18 protein-coding genes, 2 pseudogenes and 1 riboswitch are annotated in these 25,461 nt (G+C 61.2%); of the genes and pseudogenes, 12 read left to right on the forward strand and 8 right to left on the reverse strand.

Annotated elements, in window-relative coordinates; genetic code table 11:
• Positions 1-74: 74 nt before the first annotated feature.
• Both AC5RTE_RS09645 and AC5RTE_RS09650 read right to left on the reverse strand, forming a co-directional pair.
• A complete protein-coding gene (locus AC5RTE_RS09645) occupies positions 75-767 on the reverse strand; it encodes a hypothetical protein (RefSeq protein WP_494041162.1) in 693 nt (230 codons plus the stop codon).
• A 179-nt stretch (positions 768-946) separates the two neighbouring features.
• Complete coding sequence (locus AC5RTE_RS09650) at positions 947-2,188, reverse strand: S8 family peptidase (RefSeq protein WP_494041163.1); 1,242 nt, start codon at positions 2,186-2,188, stop codon at positions 947-949.
• 190 nt (positions 2,189-2,378) lie between these two features.
• On the opposite strand from AC5RTE_RS09650, the gene AC5RTE_RS09655 reads away from it, so the two are divergent.
• The 3 genes from AC5RTE_RS09655 to AC5RTE_RS09665 all read left to right on the forward strand — a co-directional run bounded on the left by AC5RTE_RS09655 (position 2,379) and on the right by AC5RTE_RS09665 (position 4,836).
• A complete protein-coding gene (locus tag AC5RTE_RS09655) occupies positions 2,379-3,104 on the forward strand; it encodes a hemerythrin domain-containing protein (protein WP_494041164.1) in 726 nt (241 codons plus the stop codon).
• A 60-nt stretch (positions 3,105-3,164) separates the two neighbouring features.
• Positions 3,165-3,932 carry a VldE C-terminal domain-containing protein gene (locus AC5RTE_RS09660; protein WP_494041165.1) on the forward strand — a complete coding sequence of 256 codons (768 nt, stop codon included), beginning with the start codon at positions 3,165-3,167 and terminating at the stop codon, positions 3,930-3,932.
• Between the two features lie 121 nt (positions 3,933-4,053).
• A complete protein-coding gene (locus AC5RTE_RS09665) occupies positions 4,054-4,836 on the forward strand; it encodes a GntR family transcriptional regulator (protein ID WP_494041166.1) in 783 nt (260 codons plus the stop codon).
• 146 nt (positions 4,837-4,982) lie between these two features.
• On the opposite strand, the gene AC5RTE_RS09670 is transcribed toward AC5RTE_RS09665, so the two are convergent.
• The 3 genes from AC5RTE_RS09670 to AC5RTE_RS09680 all read right to left on the reverse strand — a co-directional run bounded on the left by AC5RTE_RS09670 (position 4,983) and on the right by AC5RTE_RS09680 (position 7,955).
• Positions 4,983-5,402, reverse strand: a complete 420-nt coding sequence (locus AC5RTE_RS09670) for a hypothetical protein (RefSeq protein ID WP_494041167.1) — start codon at positions 5,400-5,402, stop codon at positions 4,983-4,985.
• Positions 5,403-5,505: 103 nt separating this feature from the next.
• A complete protein-coding gene (locus tag AC5RTE_RS09675; protein ID WP_494041168.1) occupies positions 5,506-6,489 on the reverse strand; it encodes a nucleoside hydrolase in 984 nt (327 codons plus the stop codon).
• A gap of 26 nt (positions 6,490-6,515) precedes the next feature.
• Complete coding sequence (locus AC5RTE_RS09680; RefSeq protein WP_494041169.1) at positions 6,516-7,955, reverse strand: MFS transporter; 1,440 nt, start codon at positions 7,953-7,955, stop codon at positions 6,516-6,518.
• Positions 7,956-8,097: 142 nt separating this feature from the next.
• Here AC5RTE_RS09680 and AC5RTE_RS09685 point away from each other — a divergent pair, with 142 nt between their 5' ends.
• Both AC5RTE_RS09685 and AC5RTE_RS09690 read left to right on the forward strand, forming a co-directional pair.
• Positions 8,098-8,964: a ribokinase gene (locus tag AC5RTE_RS09685; RefSeq protein WP_494041170.1), complete on the forward strand. Its 867-nt coding sequence runs from the start codon at positions 8,098-8,100 to the stop codon at positions 8,962-8,964.
• Positions 8,961-9,461 (forward strand): annotated as a pseudogene (locus tag AC5RTE_RS09690) (GNAT family N-acetyltransferase). The gene AC5RTE_RS09685 and the pseudogene AC5RTE_RS09690 overlap by 4 nt, the downstream one beginning before the upstream one ends.
• Before the next feature lie 55 nt (positions 9,462-9,516).
• Here AC5RTE_RS09690 and AC5RTE_RS09695 read toward each other — a convergent pair.
• Positions 9,517-9,789, reverse strand: a pseudogene (locus tag AC5RTE_RS09695) (hydroxyethylthiazole kinase); the annotation flags it as partial.
• Positions 9,772-9,868, reverse strand: a riboswitch (TPP riboswitch). It overlaps the preceding pseudogene by 18 nt.
• A 1,126-nt stretch (positions 9,869-10,994) precedes the next feature.
• On the opposite strand from AC5RTE_RS09695, the gene AC5RTE_RS09700 reads away from it, so the two are divergent.
• Together AC5RTE_RS09700 and AC5RTE_RS09705 are read left to right on the forward strand one after the other, a co-directional pair.
• The gene (locus AC5RTE_RS09700; RefSeq protein ID WP_494041171.1) at positions 10,995-12,371 is read left to right on the forward strand and encodes a hypothetical protein; all 1,377 of its coding nucleotides are present in this window, start codon (positions 10,995-10,997) and stop codon (positions 12,369-12,371) included.
• A 71-nt stretch (positions 12,372-12,442) separates the two neighbouring features.
• On the forward strand, positions 12,443-13,645 hold the full coding sequence (locus AC5RTE_RS09705; protein WP_494041345.1) for a DEAD/DEAH box helicase: 1,203 nt from the start codon (positions 12,443-12,445) through the stop codon (positions 13,643-13,645).
• Between the two features lie 940 nt (positions 13,646-14,585).
• Here AC5RTE_RS09705 and AC5RTE_RS09710 read toward each other — a convergent pair.
• Positions 14,586-15,203 (reverse strand): DUF4230 domain-containing protein, encoded by a 618-nt coding sequence (locus tag AC5RTE_RS09710; RefSeq protein WP_275729209.1) that lies wholly within the window; start codon positions 15,201-15,203, stop codon positions 14,586-14,588.
• Between the two features lie 248 nt (positions 15,204-15,451).
• On the opposite strand from AC5RTE_RS09710, the gene AC5RTE_RS09715 reads away from it, so the two are divergent.
• Both AC5RTE_RS09715 and AC5RTE_RS09720 read left to right on the forward strand, forming a co-directional pair.
• On the forward strand, positions 15,452-16,780 hold the full coding sequence (locus tag AC5RTE_RS09715) for a hypothetical protein (protein WP_494041172.1): 1,329 nt from the start codon (positions 15,452-15,454) through the stop codon (positions 16,778-16,780).
• A 46-nt stretch (positions 16,781-16,826) separates the two neighbouring features.
• The gene (locus tag AC5RTE_RS09720; protein ID WP_237430034.1) at positions 16,827-17,054 is read left to right on the forward strand and encodes a hypothetical protein; all 228 of its coding nucleotides are present in this window, start codon (positions 16,827-16,829) and stop codon (positions 17,052-17,054) included.
• A gap of 270 nt (positions 17,055-17,324) precedes the next feature.
• Here AC5RTE_RS09720 and AC5RTE_RS09725 read toward each other — a convergent pair whose 3' ends face one another.
• Positions 17,325-17,540: a hypothetical protein gene (locus AC5RTE_RS09725; RefSeq protein ID WP_494041173.1), complete on the reverse strand. Its 216-nt coding sequence runs from the start codon at positions 17,538-17,540 to the stop codon at positions 17,325-17,327.
• Here AC5RTE_RS09725 and AC5RTE_RS09730 point away from each other — a divergent pair.
• From AC5RTE_RS09730 to AC5RTE_RS09740, 3 genes are all read left to right on the forward strand, one after another.
• Positions 17,539-18,723 (forward strand): DNA cytosine methyltransferase, encoded by a 1,185-nt coding sequence (locus AC5RTE_RS09730; protein WP_494041174.1) that lies wholly within the window; start codon positions 17,539-17,541, stop codon positions 18,721-18,723. The two genes, AC5RTE_RS09725 and AC5RTE_RS09730, sit on opposite strands and share 2 nt — an antisense overlap.
• Before the next feature lie 278 nt (positions 18,724-19,001).
• On the forward strand, positions 19,002-23,663 hold the full coding sequence (locus tag AC5RTE_RS09735; protein ID WP_494041175.1) for a DEAD/DEAH box helicase: 4,662 nt from the start codon (positions 19,002-19,004) through the stop codon (positions 23,661-23,663).
• The gene (locus AC5RTE_RS09740; RefSeq protein ID WP_494041176.1) at positions 23,653-25,461 is read left to right on the forward strand and encodes a UvrD-helicase domain-containing protein; all 1,809 of its coding nucleotides are present in this window, start codon (positions 23,653-23,655) and stop codon (positions 25,459-25,461) included. Before AC5RTE_RS09735 ends, AC5RTE_RS09740 begins: the two co-directional genes overlap by 11 nt.

Consider the following 25,461-nt stretch of genomic DNA (forward strand, 5'->3'; position numbering starts at 1 on the left):
CCTGCGGGTCGATGTGTGCGCCCCGGCTCCTCCGCCGCCGTGGATGGCTCGGCGGCCTGAGCAATCCACGGCGGCTAGCCGGGGCTGGGCCCGGGGGTGTGTGCTTTGTGATGCCGGTCCTGGCGGGCGAAGTACGCGTAGACCACCAGGGCGACTCCCGCCAGGACCAGGACGGCCGGCATGACGAAGTCCAAGGGAATGAGCTGAGCCATGGATTGGAGCGCGAAGATGACTCCCAGCACCGCCAGGACGGCAGCCGGGATCAACGGCCACTTCATCCGCTCCATGCGGCCCGAGGTCCGGACCGGAACCCTGGCCAGCACAGCAAAGGTTGCCGCCAGGCCCAGGAACAAGACGGCGGCAATGGCCGTGCCCTCCAACGAGTCGCTAAGGCTCACGACAACCGCCAGTGTGAGCATGACACCGCACGGTATCAGCGCCCACCAGTTGGTCCGCTCGCGCAGGTAGATGGCCGCGAAACCTGCTCCCATGAAGAGGAACAGGAAGGCTCCCGCCGCGCTGCTGCCCGTGGCCTGCGCCGCGGTTACCACCGCTGCAAGACCCAGGAACACCGAGCCCGGGATGGCGGCCCACCAGTTCTCCCGGTGGCGGGCGAATACAGTCAGGAATAAGGCCCCCACGGCGGCGAAGAGCAGCGCTGCGAAGAATGCGGCGCCTTCACCGAGGCCGAGCCGGTCCAGCAGCAACAGCACACCCAGCGCCATCAGGCCGATTCCTACGATGATGTTTGGATTTGCCGATTTCACCGTCTGCCTCCCGGAGTCCGGCAGGCGGCCCGTTCGCCGCCGTGCTTATTAAGGCTAGTCCCGCACCGGAACCTGAAATAGGGCGGAAAGCCCCCTCATTCTGACTCCACCAGATCCGTTGGATTGAGCCGGTCGGATTCGGGGGCGGGCCCTGGCCGCTCAGCTGCCGGGTCCTGGCACTACCGCACGGCGTTGTACGCGTTCACCCGGCCGTTGGCCCAGTAGGTGTCGGTCCCTAGAATCTTGTCGGCGGTTGATTCCACCTTGCTGCGGATGGAAGTTGCCGTAGCACCAGGATTGACGCTCCAGACAAGTGCCGCTGTAGCGGACACGATCGCCGCGGATACGGACGTTCCGTTGCCGACGTCGTATTTCTGGGACCGGTTGTTCGGCTTCTCCAGGGTGAACGGGTGGTTCGGGAACGTGGAATAGACGTTGACCCCGGGTGCTGCAATGTCCACCCAGCTGGCCCCGTAGGTTGAAAAGGCCGCTTTAGCATCCTTATTGTCGGTGGCGGCGACGGCGATGACATTGGGGTAGCCGGCCGGGTAGATCTGCGCCTGGTTGCCGCCGTTGCCGGCTGCTGCAACGAGAACCACGCCTTTGCTCCAGGCGTTATTGACCGCAGCTTCAAGCGTCCGCGACGACCGAACGCCCAGGCTCATGTTGATGACCTTCGCGCCGTTGCTTACCGCCCAGTTGATGCCGTTCGCCAGGCCGGAGCTGGTTCCCACGCCGCTGTCATTGAGCACCTTGCCGGCGAAGATGCTGCACCCCGGGCACACGCCTGCCACGCCGACGCCGTTGTTGGCGACCGCGGCTACCGTGCCGCTCATGTGGGTGCCGTGGCCGTAAATGTCGTCCGCACTGGTGGCTCCGCTGAAGTTCGCCCGTGCCACCACCTTGGAGGAGATGTCCTCGTGGTCAAGGTCCACGCCGGAATCAAGGACGGCAACCTTGACGCCGCTGCCCGTGGCGGCGGCCCATGCCTCCACCGCGTCGACGTCAGCGTCCGGCGTGCCCGCTGCTATCGAGATGTCACCCCGGGTGTTGGTGAACGCCTGGCCATTGTTCTGCAGGGTGTACTGGCGGGGAAAATACTCGTCGGTGGTGGAGGTCGTGACCATGTGGTCCGGCTCGGCGTACTCCACCGCCGGGTTCCGGCTCAGGGCGTTGATCAGCTGAAGTTCCTTGCGGGCCGGTACTTTGATCAGGCGGGCGCCGGTGCTTCCGATGTCCGGGCCGTCGCTGAGGCCGTACTGGCGGAGGACTCCCGCTGCCCCGCCGTGGTCACGGAACTTGACCATGACCTGGCCCGCTGCCGGCGAAGGTTCAGGCGCGGCTTTCCCGGGGCCTGCGGGAGTCACTGTGCCAAAACCGAGGATTGCCGCCGTTAAACCGGCCAGGAAAAGTCTTCTCATAGGGGCTATCTTCCGCGCACCCGTACCCGCTGGATAGGGGTAAGAACCCCCCAAGTTGGCGGCGCCCGACGCACCAAGGTGAGCTCCGCCGTCGTAATTCCGGCGCCATTGTGCGGCTTTCACCTCAGCGGTACGATGCTGCCCGGGGAGAGGTCCTGGTCTGGAATGACGAGTGTTAGGGGCCCTTCCAATGACCGACTTTTTCACCATGCAGCCCGGCGAAACCGCCGCTCCCCTGCCGCCGGGGCCTGTCCTGTGCACCGCGTCGGCGTCCATGCGGCGCATCCACCGCGTTTTCCTGTGGGCGTACGACGAGGCGCCGGGCCTGGTGGGCTCCGCCGCTGCGGGCGACACTGCCCGCGCCGCGTACGTGGGCGAAGTGCTGGGGAACTTCGACAAGCTGCTCCACATCCACCATGAGAGCGAGGATCTGCTCATGTACCCGCAGCTGGCGGAGCGGGCACCGGGATGCGCCCTGCACATAGGACAGATGCTCGAGCAGCACCGGCAGGTCACCCGGCGGCTCGAGGTCATCGCGCCGTTGCGGCTGCGCTGGATGACGACGGCGGACGGGGAGCAGGGCGCGGAACTCGCCGCGCTTTACGAAGATCTCTCAGCCGTCCTCAACGTGCACCTGCGCCGGGAGGTCACCGAGGTGATGCCCGCGGTGGAGAGGGTGATGACGGAGGGCGAAGTGAAGGCAGCCGCGGAGCATGGAAGCAACCAGGTCAGCAACAAGTTCCTGGTGGGCTACCTCGGGATGGTGCTGGCCACGAACCCGCCCGCGGACCGGAAGGAACTGTTCAAGGAGATCCCCGCGCCGGTCCGCCTTGCCTACCGCCTGGTCGGGCGCCGGATGTACCGGAAGCAGTACTCCACGCTGTTCCCGGGACGCCCGGTCCCCGAGACGCTTTAGCTGAGCGGTGGTTTGAAATAATGGACGAGCCAGCATGCAGCAACCGAAGGGCACGTCACGATGACGCACCACCAAGGACGTCGCGGCCAGCACCGCACCCGCCGGCTGTTCTTGGGTCTTGTCCTGCTCGGAGCGCTGGCTTCCGTGCTGGCGTTCCTCGGTCCCAACTTACTTGATGGATTGCGCACTGCAGACGGCTCGCTGGTGTTACGCCCGGAGTGCGTGGTCGAAACCTCGGAGGGCGAGGTGGGACTCGATCGTGACCAAGCGAAACGGGCCACCACAGCGGTGGCGCTCCTCTCCCGCGGGATGGCAGCCCCGGACACCACCGGCATCGACGCGGCGGTCTTACAGCGGTTGGCCGACGGGCCGCCCTCGGACGCCGGCCCAGTTCTGGCCTGCCGCGGGTCCGCGGCCAGTGATCTCCAGGAACAGCAGGCGAGTGCCACCGGTTTGACACCGCGTGCCGAGCAGTTGCGCGGGGCCATGACAGAAGTGTTCGGCGAGCAAAGCCTGGGCGGGTTCGCCCCGGGAGGCGTGGATCAGGGGCATGGAGCTAACTCGACGCACTACGATGGCCGGGCGATCGACATCTTCTTCCGCCCCGTCACCGAGGAGAACCGGCGCCAGGGGTGGATCCTCGCGCACTGGCTCGTTGCTCACGCCGAGGACCTGGATATCCAGTACGTCATCTTCGACGACCGGTTCTGGGGCGCCCACAGCTCCCGGGGGCGATGGGGAGACTACGACGCTCCTGAGCCCGGCAACGAGATCCTCCGTCACCTCGACCATGTACACGTGGACGTGCTGGGCGGAAAACGGGACTAAGTGGAGCTTGCTCGTGGCGGTTTGCAGCGCCCGCGGCAGGGTAAACGGGCCGCTTGTCCAACAAACGGATCAGACGTTGCACTAGGCTGGAATTCCCAAGACCCACAAAGCGAGGCATAACGTGCACCAGGACGCCGCCCGGTTCCTGTCCCAGCCGGTGGCCGCCCAGCCCGGCTCACCCCTTCGCGTCGCGGTGTACTCTCGGATCGCCGAAGCCATCCGCAACGGCCTCCTCACGCCCGGCTCCATGCTCCCCACCGAAACCGAACTCGGCGCCGACATGAAAGTCAGCCGCACTGTGGTCCGTGAAGCCCTCATGCTGCTTGAGGAGGACGGGCTCATCAGGGCAAGACGCGGCGTCGGGCGCTTCGTCTCGGACACGCTCCCCCGCATCGGCATCGAACGCATCCGCCCCTTCGAGGAAGTCCTCGGCAGCCCCGGCCAGCAGCTCGAGGTCAAGCGCATCCAGGTGGCACGACAGCCCGCGTCCGAGTTCGCCGCCCCCGGCGTCGGCGTCGAGCCCGGCACCGACTGCTGGCTCTGGGAATCCGTCCTGATCCGCGACGGCGAAGCCATCGCCCACCTGCAGGAAAACATCTCCGCCCAGCCGGTCAGCCTCGGCAAGAGCGCCGCCGCGCCCCTTGATATAAAGGACGACGGCGGCGCCACCTTGCTTGCCGCGCTCAACAATCACCTGGGCCGGCTGCCCGGGCCCGGCGAATGTCAGATCAGCCTCAGCCAGGTGGGCCCCAGCCGCGCGAAGCTGCTGGACCTGCGCCCGTCCGATCCCGTGCTGGTCCTCACCCAGTACGTTCGGTACGGCAACCAGCCTTTCTACCTGGCCAAGTGCCTGATCGCCGCCAGGGCGGGGCACCTCTCGGTGATGCAGTCGCTGCAGTCCTAAACTCCTACACATCCGACGGCGTCACATGGGTTGACCCTGCCCTTGCCCAATAGGACTCCTGGCCAGATTTCATCTCGGCGGTTGATTCAAGCTCTCTCCCCGGTTCTTCCGCGGCTGCGGAAGAACAACACGGCCTAGCCCGGAGGTCAATTGGTAGTACCGATATCCCTCTTGCGTCCAGCCAATCCCAGCACGGCCATGGCAACAGACAGGACCAAGCCGGAAGCTATCAGCGGGGTGGATTCCTTGTTCGGGTGCCGCAGGGACTCGAGTGTGATCCGCTCCCACAGGATCCCAAGAACGTAGAGGACACCCAGCCACCCAACGGCCTTTCGCACCCAGCGCCGCGGCCTGGCAAGAAGCAGAACGATGCCCGCCGCGTGGACCGCCAGCGTATGCCACGGCGCTGCCAGCCCGCTGCCCATGCCCCACATATCGCGCGCCACGTTCTCGGGCTTTCCCTGCCCAAAGGGAATGTCGTACGGTATTCTGTCCCGGATCGCCTTTCGCGCGGCAACGAGTTGCACAATCAGCTGCACCAGCGAAACCGAGGCGAGGACTTTCATGACTGATCCTCCCAAGTCCGCAGCCGGGAGGAAGAGCGTACCCCCGCCCCAAGGCCGAGGGCAACGCTTCTAGACGGTGTAAACCGGGCCGGTTTCGGCGGGCTCAACCACCAACAAGCTCGCCCACCGGCTGCATAGTCAGCAGCGTCTCCACCAGGTGCGGCACGATGTCCTCCTCGAGTGAAAGCACCACGCGGCAGCGCACGCCAGCCACCGGAGGGTAGCCCGCATACAGCCCCCGGAGGTCACAGATGGTCTGCCCGCGGCCAGGCCCGTCGGAGGTGTCGACGGCGGCACGCACCACCGGCGCAACGGCGGCCTTCACAGCGCCCACGGCGAGCACCGCCGCCAGAGGATCGTGCATGGCGGAGCAGGGCCGGCCGTAAATGTCCTCGTAGAACCGGAAGTAATAGCCCAGCATCTCCCCCAGCGTCCGCGCCACCGGCGACGAAGACGCCAGCAGCTGCTGCCGGTGCGGCTCCTCAAGGACGGACGCCATGGTCACGTCCAGCGGCACCAGGGTCACGTCCCAGTCGGCGGCCAGCACCACAGCGGCGGCCTCGGGGTCGTTGAAGATGTTGGCCTCGGCCACGGGGGTGATGTTCCCCGGAGCCAGGGCAGCCCCGCCCATCACCGTCACCGACTCCACCAAAGACGGCAAGGCAGGTTCCAGCCGGAGGGCCTCCGCGATGTTCGTTAACGGACCAATGGCCAGCACCTTCAACGTGCCCGGGTACGTGCGGGCCAGCCGTACCAGCATCTCAGCCGCGGACTCCTCCACAACGGAAGCAGCCGCCGTCGGAAGCGCTACCCCGCCGATCCCGTGCTCACCGTGCACCCAAGGCGCCCCGCCCCCAAACGAGCCAAAGAGGGGGTCGTGCGCACCAAGGGCCACCGGCACATCATCGGCGCCGGCAAGCGCCAGCAGGTCCAGGGTGTTGCGGGCGCCCACGGCGGCACTGACGTTGCCGCTGACGGTCCCGATGCCCTTCACGGAAGCAAAAGGCGAGGCCAGCAGGTAGGCCAGGGCGAGGGCGTCGTCGATGCCGGTGTCGCAGTCCAGGTAGAACGGGGAGGGCGTGGTCATGGTGGTTCTCCTACAGTAAAAAGGGGTTAGACGGTCTCGCCCTTGGGGGCGGCGACGAAGAGGCTGACGATGAACGCGGCGGCCGTGATCGCCACCGAGATCCAGAGGGCTGTGGCGTACCCGGCGGCGGTGGCCTGGGCGGCGAACGGCGCCACGAGGACGACGCCGAGGCTCGCCCCGATGCCGAAGGACGCACCGTTGATGCCGGGCAGGGCGGCCGGGGCTTCCTTGGGTGAGAGGAGCACCGAGAGCCCGTTGATGGCGGTGAGGAAGAAGCCGTTGTAGAAGATGCCAAGGACCGCGACGGCGATCAGCACCGCCGTCTGGTTGTCCGAGAACGTGGCGGCAGCGACCGCGCAGGCCAGGCTGAGCCCCGTGCCGAACCGGAGGGTCTTGATCCAGCCGCGGCGGTCGGCCAGCCAGCCGGCCAAAGGTGCGGCAAACACGCCGATCAGTGCGGCGGGGGTGAGGAACAGCAGCGCCGAGATGGAGGCGGTGAGGCCGAAGCCGCCGTCGGGGTCCTGGCTGAGCAGCACCACAGTGAAGTTGATGATGGCGAAGATGCCGGCCAGGGTGAGGACGGTGGTGGCGATGACCGGCCACACCTGGCGGGAGCGCAGGTGGTGCACGGCGATCAGCGGGTGGCTGCGGCGTTTCTCGATCATCCAGAAGGCGGCGAAGGACGCGATGGTGCCGGCCAGCAGGGCCAGGGTGCCGGGTGCGGTCCAGCCTGCGGCCGAGCCGCCGGAGACGAAGTACGTGGTGAAGACCAGGAACAGCGAGAGGGATCCGGCGCCCCACCAGTCCATGGCGCCGCGCACACCCTGCGGCCGTCCGGCCGGAACGATTTTGATGATGCAGGCGGCGGCGATGGCGGTGAGGACCAGTACGACGACGAAGATGGACCGGAAGCCGAGGGTCTCGGCCATGAGCCCGCCCACGTAGCCATCCACGCCGCCCACTCCCCCGTTGATGGCGGCGATGATGCCCACGGAGGTGCCGAAGACCTTGGCGTGCAGGTTTTCGCTGAGCACGATGTAGGCGAGGGCGAAGACGGCGCTGGAGACGCCCTGGAGGAACCGGCCGGTGACCAGCAGCGGCAGGGTGGGGGCGGTGATGCAGAGGACGGTGCCGGCGCCCATGATTCCGAGGACCAGGAGCAGCGCGGCGCGGCGGCCGATGAAGTCGCTCCACCGGCCGATCACGGGCCCGGCGATGGCGCCGGCCAGGAAGAACATGGACTGGACGGGGGCGGCGCTCTCGGCACCCTGTCCGAATTCGGCGGCGATCTGCGGCAGTGCAGGGGTGACCATGCTGGCGTTGAGCTGGAAGGACAGCACGCCGAGCAACAGGGTGGAGATCAGCAGGGCGGCGCGGCGGCCGGCGAATTGCGTTTCTTCGCGAAGTACGACGGCGGCTGCGGCTTCCGCGGAAGGCGCGGCGGCCGCCGGGGTTGGGGTGTTCACATCAAACTCCTTTGTTCTGCAGGCAGGTCCTGCGCTTGGGATGTGAGTTGTTATACAACCATGTATGACGGACAAGTACAACCATGGTCTACACTATTTCTCAATCCGGCTGCTTCCGGCCCCTCCCCCGTTAGGACTTCCCATGAGCACTCGACTTCCTGCCGTCACCGTCGTCGGCAGCATCAACCTGGACCTGATCGCCACCGCAGAACGGCTGCCCACCGCGGGCGAAACCATCGGCAGCGCGGTCCTTTCTGAGCAGCCCGGCGGCAAGGGTGCCAACCAGGCCGCGGCAGCTGCGCGGCTCGGCGGGAGCGCCCGGATGGTCGGCGCCGTGGGCAGTGACGCGCAGGGGCAGCGGATGCTGGACACGCTGGCTGGCGCCAGTGTGGACACGGCTGACGTGGCCGTCCTGCCGGAACCGACCGGGACGGCGCTGATCGTGGTGGACCGCGACGGCGAGAACCAGATTGTGGTGTGCCCGGGCGCCAACTCGAACCTCTCGTTGGACGGGGTGCAGTTCGCCCCGGACGAGACGGTGCTGTGCCAGCTGGAGGTCGGGCTGCCCGTGGTGCTGGAGGCCGCCCGGCGGCACAGCGGTTACTTTGTGCTGAACGCGGCACCGGCCATGCACCTGCCGGCGGAGCTGCTGGAACGCTGCGACCTGGTGATCGTCAACGAGAGCGAGTACGCCCTGATCCCCGCCCTCGCGGAGGCGAAGCTGGTGGCGGTGACGTACGGCGGGGACGGCTCGGCGATGTTCGAGCACGGACGCAAGGTGGCAGAGGCGCCGTCGGCTGCCGTGGCGGTGGCGAACACCGTCGGCGCCGGGGACGCGTTCTGCGCCGCCCTGGTCTTGGCGCTGCGGCACGGGTTGGACTACGCCCACGCTCTGGCGGTGGCCAACGCGGTGGGCGCGAATGCTGTGGGAGACCCGGCCTCGCAGCCGGAGTTGGCACAGCTGGGTTACTACGTCGAGCGGACTACTGCGACTGTGGCACCCCGATGAGCATCGTATTCAGGAGGGCTGCGCCGGCGGATTTTCCTGAGGTCCGGCGCATTACACGGGAGGCCTACCTGCGGGCGGGACACTTCGCCGCCGACCACCCGTACATGAGTGTGCTGGAGGATGTGGAGCACCGCGCCGAGCATGCGCAGGTGTGAATGGCGGAGGCTGACGGGCGGGTGGTCGCGGCGGTGACGCTGACGTTCGCAGACCAGCCGTACAGCGAGATCGCCAAGGACGGGGAACTGGAGTTCCGGATGCTGGCCGTGGACCCCGGATGCCAGGGCGGCGGCGTTGGCCGCGCGGTGGTCGGCGAAGTGGTTCAGCACGCCCGGCAGCTCCCCGGCATCGAGGCGATCAGCATCACCAGCGCCAAGTTTATGGAACGGGCGCACGGCTTGTACGAGTCGCTGGGCTTCCGCCGGGCGCCGGAGCGGGACTGGTACGTGCCGAGCGAAGACATGCTGCTGTGGGTGTTCCGACTGCAGCTGGGTGGGTGAGCCGCGTGCCCAAAACGATTGGAGCTTCCATCTAATGCTCCAACGCTGAAAGGTTCGCAGCTACGAGCTGCCTCGCGCATACCTCCCGCTGCTCTTCATGCGGAGTGCCGACATTCACCAACACTCCGGACGCAACCCGCGCAAACGGCCCTGCCTCGGACGGGACGTCCACCATGGCCGGTGCCGCCCCGAGGGCCAGCAGGACATTGGCGGTGAAATTCGTGACCACGGTGTTGGTCAGGCACTGGATCAGCGGTGTGCTTTCCCGGACACGTTCGAGCATGGTCCAGGCATGGTCAGGCGTCAGGCGAATAGTCATCCGCGACATCCCTTCGCTAGTACGAACTAGATCAGGTTCAACGGGTGTTCTCTCAGCCCCTACCAGCAGGGCACCCCGTGTCACTAACGCAAGACTCTACTCGCCGGCGGAGGGTGGGAAAAACGTCATGTCAGGACTGGCGGCCTTTGTGATCAGGGGTTTCCAAAGGCCCGCTTGGCCCATCGGCGTCCGGTGGTGAACGCCGACGTCGCACACCGGATCAGTGCGATCCACCGGCAGATCGCGATGCTTCATGTGGAACTGGCAGACCTGATGGTGGCTGCTGCTGGCGGGGGTCCTTCTCCGGTTCCTGCCCAGCCTCTTGTGCAGCCGCCGCGGGCTGCGGCTGGAGCGCCGTCAGTGGCAGGATGGTCCGAGAAAGTTTTGAGGCTGTCGGAGAGACACCTTTAGCGACAGAGTTATAGGCACGGCTAATCCGCCGGTTGTCCTCGCTAACGGCGCGATTGCCCGGAACCGCCGCAGCGTCGGTCACGGCGGGCCATTATGCGCTGAAGCCCTCGAAGGAGTTCCGCCCCGAAAGCTCGAGTATCTCTCGGTCAGGAACTGTTAGGTCGAGGTGCATCTGCCACACCACCTCAGGCTACCCGGAGTCATTGAGGAAGGATCCTCAACGAGTTGTGTTGCTGAGGATGCCTGAACGATCATCGGTACAGCTGAGGCGCCAGGGGTCAGCAGGGCCGTCCCCGTGTGAGCTGCCCGTCCCCTGAAACGCCCTGAACCTCCGAAGTATCCGAACCGCTTTGTGTTTGTTTCAAACAATGCGTGCGTCAGGAACATGACGATTGACCTTCAGGCATCCGGAGCCTCCATCGAGTCGCTCAGTTCAACCGGATTGGTGGGTCGATGATGGGAGCTTGAGTGGAAATCGCGTGCGACATGAGATGTGGGTTGACCCTGTTCGATAAGCCGGGGCGTTGGCGATCTGACTATCGGGGAAGATCGGTCATCGGCCGCCGGGTCCATGCCCGCGCCCCGACGCCTGATGACGGAGTCGTTGGCGCATGCGCGTTCGATTTTGAGTTCCGTCCAGGCCAGGGATGTAATGACGGAGACGACCTCGACACAATCGGGGTATCAGTTTCGACGTTCTCGCGGCCAAGGTTCAGGACATAGACGTGCGCCTTCCGCGCTCGGAGTTCGTATGGACTCAGCACGTGTAATCACTGGCAGTACGAGTTGTGTATATTCGCGGAATGGTAACAAAACTTTCCGAGGCAGCCGATCAACCTCTAGACCTGCTTCACCAGCGGTTGAAGGAATCTGGCGCGACCTGCGAATGGCTTACGCCAGAGGATGGCGAAAGACAGCTTCGATTTTCCATACTCCGAGGCAGGGATGAACAAGTTTGGAGACGTGCGACGGCAGCTACTGTTGATAAATACTTTGAAATCAATGTGCAATCCAAACGATTTTTAGGCAATTACGATGCACTCTACGATAAGCAGACGGGGTTCATCGAGGCCTCCCTCGAAAATGGCGGATCGCGAGGAATGGCAATCTCTGAAATGCCGGGAGCTGAGGTGCAAGATCCAGGGGGTGATTGGCGCCCCATCGCGCTAGACGCCCCGATCCCCCTCTCTGACGCAGAATCGGAAACAGAATCAAGTCCAGACTCAGAGAGCGCGAGCGTGGATCGTGAGAACGCCCGGTCGTCGAGCTACCGAATTCGAGTCAGGGACCCTCGCGGTCGATGGAGTCTCGAAGTGAGCCCGGCAACAGAAGTTCTACAGACATTATCGTCCCGACGTATTTTTATGAGAGGGCGAGATGGGCGAAATGCGAGCAATTCCCTGAAAATTGAGGGACTGCAGCCTGCAACCCACGACGAGGCGCTGAAAGCACTCGACGAGCTAGGGGCGTCTTTTCTATTCGACCTGCAGTTGAAGTACGCGTACGGGGCGAATCTAGCTCTCTTTAGGAGCCCCTCGCCTTACGTGCGGACTTCACAAGCACCCGCATTGATCCCTCTATCTCCTCCCCGCTACTCGTACTCAACAGAAGCTTTGTCGCTGTACCGCTACGCCACCTCGGCGACCGGCATGAATCTCTTGGCGTTCCTGGCTTACTATCAGGTGCTGGAATTCTTCTTTGCTCGATACTCCGAGTTGGAAGCAATCCGGAAAGCTCGAACAAACTTAAGAAACCCTCTGTTCAATATCGAGGACGATGGGCAATTGGGGCGCCTTTTAATGCTGGGCGGCGGCGCCAAAGGCAGATCGGAACGAGACCAATTGAAGGCAACGCTTCGATCCTGCCTGGAAGTAGATGAGATCAACACCTTTGTATTGAACCACCCCGAACGCGCCGCGCATCTCAAGAACAAGAAAAAGATTGTTGACGTATCAATCATTAATGTCGAAAATCGAGGGGTTGACCTCATCGATCAGGTAGCTGATCGCATCTATGACATTCGGTGCCGGGTGGTTCATGCAAAGGATGGGGGTGGCCACGATTCAAAGCTGCTTATGCCCTATTCTCCTGAGGTAAAAGAGTTGAGCCACGACGTTGATCTAGTTAGGTTCTGCGCACAACGCGCGCTGATCGCAAGTGCAGGCCCAATACAGCATTAGTATGTTCACCGCAGAACTCATCCAGGCGGCGGCAAGGCTGCAGAAACCTCCGATCGATAAGAGCGGAACAGCTGCGGGGCGCCGTTCTCGCCCATCTCCGTGCGCGCGGTCAGTCGCATTTCCTCGTCGTCTGTCCGGCCGCGGTCGTGAGTAACTGGACTCGCGAGACAGTAAAGCACACCAAATTAAGGGCCTTACGCCTCCACGGCACATTATGGGAGCGAAACCACGCGGCAAAGGCGTGGGTCAAGAACGGCGGCGTCGCCGTCACCACGTATGATCTCCTGCCGTGGATAGAAGAGCACTTGAGCGGAGTCGATCTGGGGTGCGTCATTCTCGATGAGGCGCACTACATCAAGAATCCCAGGGCAAAGCGCTCGCTCGCGGCGGCGGAGATCATCAATTCCACAAAGTATGCAATCTTGATGACTGGCACGCCGTTGGAGAACAGTGTCGCCGAGTTCCGCAATCTGATCAGCTATATCCGCCCCGACCTCGCGGAGGAAGCGCCTGAATTTCTCGCCAAGGCTTTTCGCAAGCATGTCGCGCCAGCCTACCTACGCCGTAACCAGGAGGATGTGCTCACAGAGCTTCCCGAAGTGGTCGAGATAGACGAGTGGATGGGGATGTCGCACTCTGATGAGCTGGTATACGGCCGAGCGGTAAGGGAAGGCCAGTTCATGTTAATGCGACGCGCCGCCATGATGTCGGAACAATCCATGAAGGTCAGCCGACTGCTAGAAATTGCAGGAGAAGCCGAAGCTAATGGCCGACGGGTCATCGTCTTTTCATACTTCCGAGAAGTCCTGAACCAGGTCGCTCGCCTACTACCCGGTCAGGTCTTCGGCCCCCTTACAGGGTCCATCGCCGCGGCGGACCGACAGAAGCTCGTTGACCGCTTCTCACAGGCCGGGCACGGCGCCGTCCTCGTTGCACAAATAACCGCGGGCGGTGTCGGCTTGAACATCCAGTCGGCGTCGGTCGTTGTGATCTGTGAGCCGCAGATCAAACCCACGATGGAGTCACAGGCGATCGCGAGAGCTCACCGCATGGGTCAGACCGACACTGTCCAGGTGCACCGTCTGCTTACGGAAGACAGCGTTGACGAGCGCATCCGCGACATTCTGAAAGACAAGAGGCAGCTCTTTGACGAGTTCGCGCGGGACAGTGTTATCGCAAAGCAGGCTCCCGATGCGGTTGACGTATCTGAGGTCGAGCTTGCACGACGTGTGGTGGCAGCGGAGCGCGAAAGACTATCTATTGTGGCAGGGTGACATGTCGATGACTGCTGCCCCGACCCTGAGCCGCTGAACCTTCGGTTTCGGAAGCGTTCGTGAACTCTCTTCCACCACGGGATGCTGGTCTCGCGGTTCCTGGCCCACATCCGGCACACGGTCACCAAACGCAAATAATCGAAATGTGTGTAAAAACTTGTGGTGGTGGCCCTCTGACGCTGGCGCGCAGGCTGTGACTTGGCCGCTGCGGGAGTCGTCTACAAATGTGTACGGCGACGACCTACGGCAGGACGCTACTTCCTCTGCGGACGCCGGCTGATCTGCGAGGCCGGGCCCTAAGCACTCCTGGCAAACCCTTCCCCGCGACCGGGCGTTCAGCGTGTCGTGAGTAGAATGTCCGTTGGGGCACAGTCACCACACTCGTTGATTGAGATCGGGGCTCACGTCGTGGGGTGTCAACTCGCCATTCAAGTCCGGGTGCCGCTGCGCCGTCCATTCCCAGAATCGCGGCGCAAGCGATGTTTCTGGCTGGCGGCGTGACTGCGGCTTTTCCGACAAACCATCCCCTTGGTTTTTCGGTCCGCACTCCACGGGCGGCACAGAACTCAATAAACGGGCCAAAACTCCGGACATGCCTGGCCACCGCCGCGGGGCCCATCCCTGCCAATAGAGCGCGCTGCGGCGTGACATGGGCGCCCGGCCGGAGTCCTGCCACTTTCTTATCGTGCTGGCGCTTGTGGCGCGTATCGCGCGCACTTTTTTAAACTCATACTGCTCGTCGTTATCAGTTATTCGGCTTTCCGTCCATCAATATTTTGTCCGGTGAACACTCGGAGCTAGCGGCTGAATGCGCAGTTTAAGGGTGCAGTTGTGGTGAGCGCGGCCGTAGTGGGGATCAAGGTGTACCGCTGATGAGGTTATTACGGCCTGATTCCTCGCGCGGGTACCCACAAACCAAGCGCTTTGGCAAAGCCCGTCCCTAACTAGATGCGCCGTCCTTGAAGGTGACCTCGTAGCCGAGCGAAGCAAATAAGTTGGTAAGCACACTCTTAGCGTTATCAGCGGCCCGTTGCTGCAGATCTGATTCCTCCGCGGCAGCAGCTATCCGGCTTTCGGCGAGGCTGTAGAACTTGGCTTGCTGCGGCGCCTCGAATGCGTCGACAATCTGGTCCGCGACCCCACGCTTTTGGCTGTACACGCGCGTCCGCTCATGGTCAATGTTGGGCTTGTCGAGCTGGGGCTCGGGCAGCCGCACCGTCACCGACTTGCCGTCAGCGGATACCGCAAGGTCTTCTTCAGCTAGGTTCTCTAAATCAACGAGTGCGTTCACGGTTCCAACAGCAACAAACAAAGTTTTTCGGCCCTCGATAAAATCGGGCAGACCACCGATATTTTCCTCGTCCTCTATGACCAGTTCGAAGGTGCCAATGGCCGTATGGAGCTGACTTACGTCCCTCACGGACTTCAGCAGAACGGTTTGACTTGCGTTTGCGATCGGGCCAACTCCAAGCATCGTTGCCACGAGAAGTGCGGCCAGAACTGCGGCCGTCAGCGACGCCACCACCGCGAAGGACTTGAACGATCTAACTCTGGACATCGGACCCCATCTGCCTTGAACGGCATAGGTTCCGTTCCTGTTAGTTAGCCCCCAGCTGGGCTGGAGTGCTGGATGCAACTTCAGTGTAATGAGAGAGGCAGACAGACACGGGCGCGACACTTTCGTGATTGCGGATCTCTGTGTGGGACGATATCGATCGAACGGTAGCGAAACGCGGGGGCTTCAAAATCCTGCTGGCGGCAGGGTCACCCGCCTAGGCGGAATTTCGGCCTGCGAGGGGACATCACATGACAAACAAGAACAACGCGCTCGTGCCGGTATGGACACTTGCGACAACCGAAGTTAGCGTGACTGACGTGCTCGGCAGCGAAGGCCTCACGCCTGCTCGCCTTTCTGAGCTAAGGACGGTGTTGGCAGCACTGGCAGATTCCCCCATCGCCACGCTTGAGATGCATCCGATGCCTCCAGCACGCAATCGGAAGGGTGGGATCCCGCTTGATGCTGCAAGCCCGCTCGCTACGCAGCTGGCACAACTTGTATCGCAAACCGCTAAATCGGTTCCGCAGAAGCTGAATCTCGCCGAGACAGGCGAAGTGCTTTATACAATGGTGGTACCGGCGAAAGTTGCGTCCCAGGTGGGCAGCGGTCTCGTCACTCCGATGGTGTCCAAGACAGTTGCAGGAGGCGTCCATAGCGCGCTACGCGACTCGCACGGTATCGTAGCCAACGCTACTTTTGTCCCTGTGGCTTGTAGTAAAGCCTCAGCTGTGGGTGCCGGTGCGGCCGGGGCGGCAACTGGTTCGGCCGCGACAGCTGGTGTAGCGGTAGCTAGCGCCGGCGCTTTGACTGTAGCGGCGCCGCTCGTGCTGATGGCAGTGGCCGTCGGCGTCAGCGCGCACGCCGAACAACAACGTCAGGAAGCCATCGAGCGCATCACTGACCTCTTGGAGCAGTTGCACGAGGACTCCCTCGATAAGGAGCGTAACGAACTCGACGGTTCCCGCGAAGCGATCGATAAGGCCACTTCCATTCTCCTTGACAAGGGAAAAATAGGCTTCTCCCTTGGCTTGGATTCCTCTGTGCACGGGATCAACACTGCCATCGCTGCCACCCGTAGGCGGCTGAAGAAGTGGGAAGCTGCATTAGATGCCTTGCCTGACGGCGCAGTCGAAGTGAGCGCACTGAAGAAGTCGTTCCCCGGCGTCACCGAGGAAGGCGGCACGTTTCGAGCTCACTTGGAAATCGCGAGGCTTGCCATCGCTCTCAAACGGCGGGTGCTCGTGCTTCAGGCGGTCGATCACGCCCAGCAGGATACTAGCAACCCGTTTACGAGCTTCATCGGAACACTGCGCGACGACGGGCGCAGCACCGACGAATTGGAGTCCGGCATCACCGAGGTTTTGCACCGACTGGCCAATCTTGAGTTGAAGCGCGACGGCGGATTCCGGCTCCCAGCCTTTACACCGGGCGAGGTAGACCAACTACTTCAAGCCGCCTATCGCCTTCGTGCACTGGGAGACGGTCTTCACACCGATAGTCACCAAGGCGATGTCGCCATCGAGATGGAGCGAAACAGCGACGGATCACTCGTCATCTTCCCTGCGATCGCTGCGTAATTGCCGACTACGGAAGCAGCACAACCCCAACGATACGGAGCAAATAATGGCCGGAAGAACAGACAAAGCCGCTGCCGCTCTTAAGATCGGCGGGCAGAAAGTGAAGGCTACCGCCGCCAAGGCCTACGCGCTCGCGAGGGACCCCGAAGTGCAGGCGAAGGCCGGTGAGCTTTTCGAGGACGGCAAGAAGTTGTATCGGGCAGCAATAAGCCCCGAGGCAAAAGAGGCCTACCGGCAAGCAGCCGAAGTTATTAATAAACTGCGGAAGAAATAGCCAGGGCGGCCTTCTGCTGCCTCCATTTGGGGTGCGTTCCCGCTAACTGGCCAGTTGCACAAACTCGCCGCGCAGTTCCAGCCGCCCAGTGTCTACCGTATTGCAAGCCTTGATTTAGGCGGGTGGCTACTCCTGCAGTCAGGCGCTTCGCGCCGAACGTCCGGATGGTTTCCCGGTGCAGCTCGTCCACGGTGATGCCGCCTGTCGTGCGGACAACCTCAACCATGGCGTTCCGAAGCTCGACCACGCTGATGTGTTCAGGCTTCCTGGTCACATCAGCTCCATTCGGCCGGAATTGATCCACCTTTCCCTGTCGACCGAGACATCCCAGCTGAAGCCGTCCGCGTCGCGGGAGTGGGCAGAGCTATTAAGGACGCCGAGCACGAAGCTTGCCCGCTGCCCGTTCACCTTGTTGAGTTCGAAGGCGGTCGACAGGAAGGATGCTGGCCCATCGGTGATCCGTCGCCCGATAAGATTGTGTCCCATGACCTTCGTGCAATCGGACCCACCTCTTTCTGACGCTGAAATGGTGGATCTCTTCGCCGGTCCTGGTGGACTGGATGTCGCTGCACGCTGGCTGGGATTGTCTGTGGCCGGCATTGAGTGGGACGAAAATGCTTGCGCAACCAGGCGGGCTGCCGGGCTTGAAACCGTGCAAGGTGACGTACGGGATCATGGTCCCGCCGAGTTTCCCCATGCGACGATTCTCGCCGGGGGGCCGCCGTGTCAGACGTACACCGTTGCCGGGGCAGGTGCTGGTCGTAAGGCATTGGACCGGGTCCTGTCCTTCATTACGCGCATGGCCGACGAGGACGACGTCACAACTGAGCTAGCCAGGTTGGATGATGAGCGGACCGGGCTAGTGCTGCAGCCGCTGCGATGGGCATTGGAGGCCCATAAGGCGGGGAACGCCTACGAGGTTATTGTGTTGGAGCAGGTGCCTGCGGTTCTGCCCGTGTGGGAGGCCATGGCAAAGGTATTGGAACCACTGGGTTATGGGACGGTGACTAGCGTACTCCACGCAGATGAGTACGGGGTGCCGCAGACGCGCCGTCGCGCGATCCTGATCGCGAGCCGTCACCGCACCCCCGTACTTCCCGCACCCACGCATCACCGATTCAGGAGAAAAGAGGTGAAAGCCTTTACGAGCCGGCCTTCGTTGCTGCCCTGCCTGAGCATCGGCGAAACGTTAGGCCGGGTGGAGCCCTTCGTGATGATCTCCAATTATGGAACCGGCGGGGACCCAAAGGCCCGAGGTCAGCGCACTTCGAAGGAACCGGCTTTCACGGTCACCGGAAAGGTTTCCCGGAACCGGTTGTTCTTCAACGGGAACGAACTCGACCGCCTCACACTTGCGGAGGCTGGCCAGCTCCAGACGTTCCCCGCCGATTACCCGTGGTCGGGCAAGGACGTCTCGCAACAGATTGGTAACGCCATTCCACCGCGACTTGCTGCCCACGTCCTGGCAGCAGCTCTCGGTCGAGATCTTGACGCAAATTTTTTCGACACGATGATAAGAAAACGGTGGACCGACACGGCTCGCGAAACTGCACCACAAAACAACGAGGGTTCCCACGACTATCCTGTGCCGAGGACTGGACCGGTGCCGGCACGACCAATCGGCGGACGTACCCGGCGGGCCCCCAGCCTCGTATCGTCGCAAATCTGAGTGACCGTCACTCCAGAAGTTCTCTTCCCAAATGTGTTCGTTTGTCATACCTCGCATCGTGAATCACTGGGGCTGATGACGGTCACTCATGAACCAACCCAACGCCGCGGTCCCCACAGCCCTAGGTAGTGCCATAGCCCGTTAACTCGTGTAGCACCTCTGAGAAGCCTCGCTGTATCAAGAGTCTGCGGGAAAAAGTCGCATCTTGGTGGTAAATATTGTCGAGAAGACTTCGGCGTGGGCCGATAGCAGTGATCTCGATATGGGGGACAGAACCGATGACGGTTCGGGATTCATGGGCCGGCGTGACTTCGCCGCTCAGCAAGTTTGTTGCGGCTGAAACACAGAGCGCACTTAACGCTTACAGGGCCCGTCCTGACCTTGTCCGCGAACACAGCAACATTGAAGCTGCTATCTCCCAAGGCGGCTACGGCCGGAAGCAGCTAAACGAACTTATACAGAACGCGGCCGACGCCATCAAGGATGCCGGGGGTCGCATCAAAGTGGTCTTGACGGAGGATGCGCTTTACTGCGCCAACGAGGGCCAGGCCTTTTCGGAGGCGGGCTTTCGGACTCTAATGCTCTCCCACTCATCTGAAAAGCGTGACGATGAGATTGGTCGTTTTGGGCTAGGGTTCAAGTCGGTTATCCAAATAACCTCTGATCCAAAGATCTACAGCCGGAGCGGCTCCGTCTCGTGGAGCCAGACCCGAAGCCGGGAGATTCTCCAGGGCCTGTACCCGAACCTCGAAACCTACCCAATTCTTCGACTAGCCACGCCCGTAGACCCGGACATCGCAGCAGCCGACGACGGTGTTCTCGCCGAGCTCTTCCCCTGGGCCTCTACCGTTGTGAAACTGCCTCTGACAGGTAATGTCTCCTGGCTGTCCGATGAGATTAAGAAATTCCCCGGGGAATTTCTTCTCTTCTCCGAAAAAATCGGATCTCTGGAGTTCGAGGATCGGATCGATGGATCCGCGCTTACTTGGTCTGCCGATAGAGACGGTAACCGAGTTAATCTCAATGACGGGACCGCCACGAACGAGTGGCGCATCTTCCGGGACAAACATGTCGTCAGTACCCAGGCAGCCATCGAGGCTGGGAGCATCGTCGCGCGCAAGCAAGTGGATGTAACTTGGGCGGTCCCTTTGACGGACAATCAGCGCCGAAAGATGGGCCGATTCTGGAACTACTTTCCCACTCAGCACGAGACCTCGCTTCGCGGCATCATCAATGCGGCTTTCAAGATGAACGAAGACCGCCACAGCATGCTTGAGACGCTCTACAACCGGGAAATTCTTACCCGCACAATTCCGCGCATGGTGGCAAGTGCGCTGAACGACCTCAGAACACCCGGAGATCCGGCACTGTTTCTGGATATTCTGCCCTCGCGTGACAAAGAGTCAAGCTCCTGGGCAGATTCCGTGATCAACAAACCGATCTTCGAAATTTTGCCGTTTGCGCCCTGCCTACCCGATAGATCAGGCGTCCTCAGGCTCCCCAATGAAATAAAAGTGCAGCCTGCGCTTGAAGAAGCAACGCGCCTTATCGCATTGTGGGAGTCCTGGGTCCCTGCGGACCGGCTATGGTTACACTCGTCTGCCTTAAGACGAGAATCCCAAGTCATGCGAATTTTGAAGGAAGCGAACTTCAAGCGCGCGTCCCTTGAGGAATGGCTGGAAGAAGTTGTTGCAGGAGGCGAGCTCCAGGATTACGAGAATGCTTTGCAGCTAGCCGCCATGATTGACAAATCCTATGCGGATTATCGCCCAGCGATGCGCCGCAGCCGTATTGTTCTGATGTCTGACGGCGGCGTGGAGGCGCCGATCACGTCAAGAGTGTTTCTTCCCATGAGCGCCGACGACGAGTCAGTCAGTGTCGTGTCTTATGACTTGATGCACCATGGCAACGCGAACAGCTACCTTCGTGCCCTTGACCTCCAAGCACAAGATGGCCGCGGCGTCGTCAGCCGAGTCGCCAGTGAAGTCGGTCAAGACTACACGGACATCGAGCTCGCGCAGTCTTTGTGGAGGCTTACTCGATCGCTAGCAGTCCCCGAGAGTCTGGCCGTTATCAACGAGAGAACAGACCCTACGAAAATTTTGGTTCGCTGCCGGGATCATCAGTGGCGCCAGTTGGGCAACGTGTGGCTCCCAGGCGGACTATTCGCCCAAAACAGTGTTGGCGATGAGCATCTTGTAGTGGACGACCAGTTCCACGCCAACGACCTCGCTCTCCTCAAGAACCTCGGCGCGAGGACCTTGCTCGTAGACGCCAAGATGACGCGTGCCGGTGAAACCTACGAACTCTGGAAGCAGGCTGAGGCAAGCCGTCTTGCCGATGCATCTCGTAACGGACCCGCACCCCTTTCCGAGGCCGGGATACGCTTCAACCAGGCCCTTACGACGGATGGCCTTCACCTTCTCATCGATGCGTCAGCCACGACTCGAGCCAAGGTAACACGGACGATTCTGGGGCGGCCACAGTATCCTTCGAAGGTTGAATTCAGCAGCGGTTTTCGACCGGCAGAAACGATAGACGGGCCCGATCTCTGGTGGGTCAAGAAGTACGGCGCCTTCGAAACGCCGCTTGGAACCGTGGATGCCCAGCAGTGCGTTGGAAAAGTCGAAAAGATTCCCTCGGACTACCTCCCCTTCCCCGGAGAAGAAGCAGCAGCAGCGCTAGGTTTCCCATCCGATCCCGCCCGAATTAAATGGGCCCTCGTCCTTTCCTTGGCTGAGCATCAATTGCCCATGCAACAACTGCACGAACTATACGGGGCACTGGCCGCCCTCGAAGTGCGTCCGCCAAAGGAACTTCTCACCCCTCTCAGCGGAGGGCGGAACACTCGATACTTGACCAAGGACGTGGTCCTCGCTTCCGATCTCGCATCTCGGGACCATTTAGTAGAGAGCGCCAGCGCTCCAGCGCTCTACACAGGTCATCCGGAACTGGATGAGGCGTTGGAAGAGAACTGGGGAATTAAGCGGCTAACTATCGAATTCTTCAAGTCGGCCGATGCCATTCCCGTAGAAGGCGAAGAACCAACAAGTGTTAGGTCGCTCTTCCCCTACCTCAAGCGGGTGGCTGGTGAAGTTGCTGTGCAGACTCTGTGTGTTCCCTGCATGTCAGTAAACGAAGTCCAGACTAATAGCTACGACTCCCATTCACTGGCAACTCCCAGAGCTTCATATCTGCACGATGGGATGCTGTACTACCGCGCTCCTCAGGGCGATCAGGCGCTGCTGACGACAATCCTGGGAGCCTTTGGAAGCAAACGATCCACTCTTCAAGTGATGCAGGCAATGCGGCAGCTTAAGAAAGACGACGAAGCCCAGGCTCGCATCGGACGGGTCAACAAGCAAAAAACAGATGCCGGGAAAATTGCTGAGCTCGTCGGCCGTGACACCCTCCGGAGACTTATTCCCGGCGCAGTTACAAACATGCTGGAGGCCCGGGGTCTGCAGCTGACTGACGAGCGCCTGTTCGAGATCGTTAGCAACTTGCACGGGAGCAGTCTCCTCAAGGTACTCAAGCCCGCACTCTTAGAGGCAGGTATCGAGACCCCGGATCACTTCCGTGGCGGCAAAACGGCCCAAGAGTTCGTCAAAGAGCTCGGGTTCTCCCCCGCAATGGCCGGTGAATCCACTAAGAAGAAACCGGAGCGCGAGGAGTTCGTCGGACCTGTGGGTTTGAACCCACTTCACCGGTACCAGGAGACAACCAGCAAGAAAATCGTCAACCTCCTGGCTGGGGACACAAAGCACAGCCGTGGCCTGGTTCAGTTGCCCACGGGAGCCGGCAAGACCCGTGTAGCCGTTGAATCCGTGATCCGTGAGATCAAAAATGCGCCACAGGAAGAACATCGCTTAGTCATCTGGATTGCTCAATCCGAAGAACTCTGCGAACAGGCCATCGAAACCTGGACCTACGTGTGGCAAGCAGCGGGAGCTCCCGGTGAACGGATGGCAGTTAGTAGGCTCTGGGGCGGCAACAGCGCCGTTCGAGAGGAAACCAAACTCCACCTGGTCGTTGCGACAATCCAAACACTTGCCAGCATCCAACAGACACGTCGGTCTGTGTATGAATGGATGTCTGATCCAGACCTCGTGATCATCGATGAGGCCCACGGGGCGACCGCAACTTCCTACACACCGGTCCTTTCCTGGTTCGGCCGCTCATTCACGGAAAAGTCACGATCGCTGCTTGGTCTTTCGGCCACACCCTATCGGGGCACCAACGAAAAGGAGACCGAGCGACTCGTTGCCCGATTTGGGCGCAACCTCATCGAGCCCGACGAGTTCAGCGCGGAAAACGCCCACGAGTATCTCCAGGAAATGGGTGTTCTGGCCCGGGTGAAGCATCGGGAGCTGAAGGGCATCGAACTCAAACTAAAAGATATGCGCTCAGCCCGGGACGAGGATTCACAAAGTGCAATGCTCGAGGCCCGTATCGACCTCCAGCACGTAGCAGACAACACGCAACGCAATGAGGCCATTCTTGACCACATCAAGGCATCGGACACGAAAGGACCCACTCTTGTCTTTGCGGCCTCCGTGGAACACGCCGAAGCTCTCGCCGCCGTCCTCACGGTGGAAGGCATCCCCGCAGCCGCTATCTCGGGTAAAACCGATCTTGGTCACAGACGTTCCATCATTGAAGATTTCCGAAACGGAAGAATTCGCGTTCTGACTAACTTCGACGTACTCACACAAGGCTTCGACGCACCCAAAGTTGATGCCGTATACGTTTGCCGTCCCACTTTCTCCCCCAACAAATACATACAGATGATTGGGCGCGGCCTTCGTGGCCCTCTGAACGGCGGCAGCGAAGAAGTTTTGATTGTGAATGTTAAGGACAACTTGGATCAGTACGGGGACCAGCTCGCTTTCACGCAGCTGGACTACCTTTGGAGGAACGAGGCAATAAGTGCTCGCTGAAATTGAGCTCGACGAGAGTCAGCGGGCAGTAGCAGAAGCGGAACCAGAGGACAGGCTGTTTGTCACCGCCGCTGCGGGGCAAGGCAAGACCGAAGTGCTTCTTGCCCGAGTGAAAACACTCGTAGAAGACGGACTAAATCCGGCAGACGAGATTCTTGTGCTGAGTTTCTCACGAGCCGCCGTCGAAGCAGTACGGAAACGTGCTCGTATGCATGACCTGGATGGCTTGCAGATCAGGACGTTCGACTCCTTTGCCGCGCAACTACTGATCGACATGGACGAAGATACTCTCGGTGACAGCTTCGATGCGCGGATCAGGAAAGCGACGCAATACATTGCTGGCGAAGAGACGCCGGACCGGATTTTGCACCTCAAGCACATTCTGGTTGATGAAGCCCAGGACCTCGTGGGAGACCGGGCGGAGCTTGTCTTGGCCTTGTTCGCCGCATTAGGCGAGGACCTAGGCTTCACTGTGCTCGGGGATCCATTGCAAGGTATATACGATTTCCAGCTGGAGGAGTCAGACTCAAAGCTGACATCCGGAGAGCTCATCGAGAAGCTGAAAACTGATTTTGGTGCTGAACACCAGAAACTGGCCAGACATTACCGGGCGGTCACTGACCGTACCCGGGAACTCATTTCTGTGGGTGACGAAATACGGAGCCTCGGTGAGCTCGATGATTCAGGTTCAGAGACAGCACACGGCCTTCTTGACGACTTCCGAAGGCAAGTGTCCAGCACCTCGGTACTCAACGAGTCCGGGGCGCTAAGCCCGAATGCCGGCGAGACGACTGCCCTCCTCTGTTCGACAAACTACGAGGTGCTTATCGCGAGCGAACTTCTGTGGCAAAACGGCTATCCGCATCTGGTTCGCCGTAAAGCTCAGGACATGAGTGTGGCGCCGTGGGTGCACCAGGTCTTCAAAGACCTCGAAGATCGAACGTACGATGCGGACGACATCAAGTCACGCCTTACCGCTCTCTTCGGCGACTCAGCAGCTGACCTATGGCTTGCGCTAAAGACAGCTGAAGGGAATTTCACGGCTTACAATTCCTTGAACGTTCCCCAGCTGAGTCAGCGACTCCGCAGCCGGTCAATCCCGTTAACTCTGACCGTGGCAGATACTGCCAGCCTCATAGTCTCCACTGTTCACCGGGCCAAGGGGCTTGAGTTCACCAACGTCCTCTATCTGCAGCCCGAGTTTGGATCGCCGGCCGCTGAGCAGAACGAAGCAACACTAAAGCAGAAGTACGTTGCCTTGACCCGCGCACGGGAAGAAGTCATCTCAACAAAGTTGCCCAAGAAACTACTGCAGTACGCCGATGGCTCCACGGGGCGTTGGCTCGAAAAGGCCTTTGGCAGGAATCGGATGCAGTACACAGCCCGGATGGAGTTCCTCAACTCGGATATCGATGACGTCTCCCCGTACTACCCCGAAGACGGCAATGCCCAGGCAATCCAGGACAACCTCGTATTGGAGGACTTATTGGGCCAGGTAGTATCTGGCTCTTTACAATCCGAACCGGAGCCCGGCGAAGTGCCCCGCTATGTTTTGACCACCAGTGGCGGCAAGGTTATCGGGCGAACCAGCCCATCCTTCGCATACGCGCTCAAAAAAAATTTTGCATTCAAGACCCACCGGAGCCATGAGTGGCCCGCCGGATTCACCGGCGCTCGAGTCACGTCCATCGAATGCGCTACCGGCCACCCGGAAGAGACGAAGCTGACGGGGTTGGGCTCCTCGGGCATGTGGTTGGTCCCTCGGTTAACCGGTTTGATCACGCGGACAAAGAACTAG

This window comes from Arthrobacter sp. K41 (genome assembly GCF_059089645.1).